The sequence below is a fragment of the Nocardia sp. NPDC058497 genome (assembly GCF_042720195.1).
Classification (GTDB): Bacteria; Actinomycetota; Actinomycetes; order Mycobacteriales; family Mycobacteriaceae; genus Nocardia.
This window is the reverse complement of the sequence record NZ_JBHXMY010000692.1, coordinates 1-2856: the sequence shown is the minus strand read 5'-3', so window position 1 is coordinate 2856 and position 2856 is coordinate 1. Positions and strand designations below refer to the sequence as shown.

Annotated in this window: 4 protein-coding genes; 2 read left to right on the top strand and 2 right to left on the bottom strand. The window is 64.7% G+C overall.

The features are described from left to right. On the bottom strand, window positions 1-227 hold a 227-nt coding region (locus ACFWPJ_RS29615; protein WP_378856327.1), incomplete at its 3' end, for a hypothetical protein. Between the two features lie 463 nt (window positions 228-690). Between ACFWPJ_RS29615 and ACFWPJ_RS29610 the strand changes: the two genes are divergently transcribed. Together ACFWPJ_RS29610 and ACFWPJ_RS29605 are read left to right on the top strand one after the other, a co-directional pair. Next, window positions 691-1338: a hypothetical protein gene (locus ACFWPJ_RS29610; protein WP_378856326.1), complete on the top strand. Its 648-nt coding sequence runs from the start codon at window positions 691-693 to the stop codon at window positions 1336-1338. Between the two features lie 231 nt (window positions 1339-1569). Next, window positions 1570-2067 carry a peptidylprolyl isomerase gene (locus ACFWPJ_RS29605; protein ID WP_378856324.1) on the top strand — a complete coding sequence of 166 codons (498 nt, stop codon included), beginning with the start codon at window positions 1570-1572 and terminating at the stop codon, window positions 2065-2067. A 46-nt stretch (window positions 2068-2113) separates the two neighbouring features. On the opposite strand, the gene ACFWPJ_RS29600 is transcribed toward ACFWPJ_RS29605, so the two are convergent. Next, the gene (locus ACFWPJ_RS29600) at window positions 2114-2695 is read right to left on the bottom strand and encodes a Uma2 family endonuclease (protein WP_378856322.1); all 582 of its coding nucleotides are present in this window, start codon (window positions 2693-2695) and stop codon (window positions 2114-2116) included. Between the last annotated feature and the right edge of the window lie 161 nt (window positions 2696-2856).

Below are 2856 nucleotides of genomic sequence, written 5' to 3'. Positions count from 1 at the left end.
GGCACCTGCGACATCAGCGGTGCCTGGATATTGCCGAGCTTGCCGTTCTGCGGCCAGTTCAGCTGCGCGGTCGTCTGGGTGACCGGCAGGAACGGCGTCGCCACCGCGAACAGGGCGCCGAGTAGCCCGGCGACCAGCGCGATCCAGCGCGCGATCCGGAAGTCCTTCGGGGACGCCACCGGCGCGGCGGGCGGCTTGGTGAGAACAGCAGTTGCGGCGTCTGGCACGGTGGGCATCGTATCCGCACCCCCCTACTTGTGAGGGGTCGCACGCCATGCCTGTGGACATACATTGCGCTACGGTGTGAAGTTCAAGCGTTTCATTAAGGGTGCGACGTGCGCCTAACTTGTCCCGTCGCAGGCCGACGCAGGGCGACCAGCCGTTTCGGCGCTATGCGAACTCGCTATCGATCCAGGTCCGAAGCCCGCGATCCGCGGATGACCGGGCGCGGCACAGGAGTTTTTCGATGTTACCAGTGTGCACGGTGCATATAGATAAAAAATGCAGTAACCGCTACGCGCAGTAACAGCCCCGCATAATAAACGCGATCCGAGGCAGCGGGGCTTGATTCGCGAAGGTTTCCACACGAAATGGTAGGCGCGAACAATGCACTGCCGAAAAATGCCTTTTGTATTCTTGAACACGACAGCTTCACATCGCGTAGCTGTCGATTTCAGCAAGGAGTACGCAATGTTCGACAATCAATTCTTCGCGCGGGCGACACTGGCCACCGCCGGCTGTCTGGTCGCCGCGACGACCTTCGGCATCGGCCCGGCGACAGCCGCCGGTTCGACCACGGTCGCACCCGCTGGCGCCGCGGTCTCGGCGACCAATGTGGGCACGGTGAAGGCGGTCGCCGGTGGTGTCAGCATCACCTGCACCACCTCGAACGCCACCGGCGCGGTGCCGGCGGCGCCGAACAACACCAACCCCAGCGGCCCGATCACCGTCCCGATCAGCGCGCCCACCTTCACCGGCTGCACGACCAGCATGTGGGGCGTGAGCGCGACCGTGACCACCAGCGGCAGCTGGTCGATCACGGGCCAGAACGGCACGCCGATCGCCGGGACCATCAATATCCCGCAGGGCGGCATGGTCATCCAGACCAGCGGCCTGGCCTCCTGCAAGATCGTCGTCGCCCCCACCGCGGCGGCGAGCCTCGCGGGCACCTGGACCAACGGCAGCCCGTCGACCGTGCAGGCGACCAATGCCCCGGCTCCGATCAAGGTGACCGGTAGCTTCGGCTGCCCGACCAGTGCCACGACCGGTCAGGTGACGGGCAAATACGCCGTGAACAACACCACCACCCCGTCGGTGCCGATTACCGTCGGCCCGTGATTCCTCGCGCCGAAATCGTCTCGAATTCGGTGTGTCGAATGGTTGTGCAGTAAAGAACCCGCGTGCGCCTCAGGCACGCGGGTTCCTTAAAAACTATATCCGATCAACCAAACGCACACCGCATGCCGGTGGATGGATTTCGCCGTGCGTTGCGCGTCCACCAGTTCGTTCGGCACCACCGATCCGGACCCCACTCCCTTCCGACCCCCTCCCCTCCCTAGACTCGACTCCATGACCAAGGTGAATCTCGAAACCAACTACGGACCGATCGTGCTCGAGTTGGACGACCAGGCCGCGCCGAACACGGTCGCCAACTTCGTGAACTACGTGAACGCGGGCCACTACAACGGCACCGTGTTCCACCGCGTCATCCCCAATTTCATGGTTCAGGGCGGCGGGTTCGAGCCCGGCCTGAAGCAGAAGCCCACTCAGGCGCCGATCCAGAACGAGGCGACCAACGGCCTCAAGAACAACAAGTACACCGTCGCGATGGCCCGCACCAACGACCCGCACTCGGCCACCGCCCAGTTCTTCATCAACGTCTCCGACAACGCCTTCCTCAACCACACCGCCCCCCAGGGCCAGGGCTGGGGCTACGCCGTCTTCGGCAAGGTCTCCGACGGCACCGAGGTTGTCGACAAGATCGCCGCCGTCACCACCGGCAACGCAGGCCCCCACCAGGACGTCCCCGTCGACGACGTCATCATCGAATCCGCTTCTGTCGCTTAATCATTCGACGCTCTGAAAGGTCGCTACCCGTCGGGTGGCGGCCCTTTCAGGACACCCAAGCCTTCAACGGCTCGGTGTCGAGCGTGACCCCCACCGGGTCAGGGATCTCGACTTCGGCGCCGAACGGCTGGATCAGCATTCGCTCGTATTCACCGTCGACCGGGTTGCTGCGTACTACGACGCACCCCTTCTCCCGGTCGATCAACAGGTACACCGGAATACCGGTCCGCGCGTAGGCGCGAGGCTTCTCCCGGCGGTCCCTGCGGTCGGTGTCCTGATCGTGGGAAGTCACCTCGACCACCATCAGAACCGGGTCGGGGTCAGCCCACTCCGACTGGCCGGCGAAGACCCCGGTCGGTGCCAGCGCGCCATCCGGCCGCGCCCGCCCGGTGCGGTAGGAGTCGATCTTCAATCCGCGCTCCGGGAAGAGCCACAATTCGGGCCGCAACACGAGCAGAATGCGCATCAGCCATTCGAGCACGCAATCATGGTCCCCGTCCGGCACGGCTTTGGCCCCCAGTTTCCCCTCGACGTACTCCAGCCGAACACCCTCCGAGACATGACCGGCGACCCGAGCGAGCTCTTCGAACTCCTCGGTCGTCATGAGCGGCTCGCGCGCTGCGGTCATGAGACAACGATACCCACAGCGATGGCGCACGCGCGGCCTTCCTCGACCACGCCCTTGCTTGCGAATCGACCAGCGAGCGGCCCGTTTCCCGCTGGTCGCGCGACTGCGGCGACCAGCCTGGCCACAACTTATGCCCGGTAGGCGGGGCGCATGTCAACCCT

Coding starts and splice junctions, on each gene's coding strand:
- ACFWPJ_RS29600 (WP_378856322.1), bottom strand. CDS start 2,695: ATGACCGCAGCGCGCGAGCCGCTCATGACGACCGAGGAGTTCGAAGAG.
- ACFWPJ_RS29610 (WP_378856326.1), top strand. CDS start 691: ATGTTCGACAATCAATTCTTCGCGCGGGCGACACTGGCCACCGCCGGC.
- ACFWPJ_RS29605 (WP_378856324.1), top strand. CDS start 1,570: ATGACCAAGGTGAATCTCGAAACCAACTACGGACCGATCGTGCTCGAG.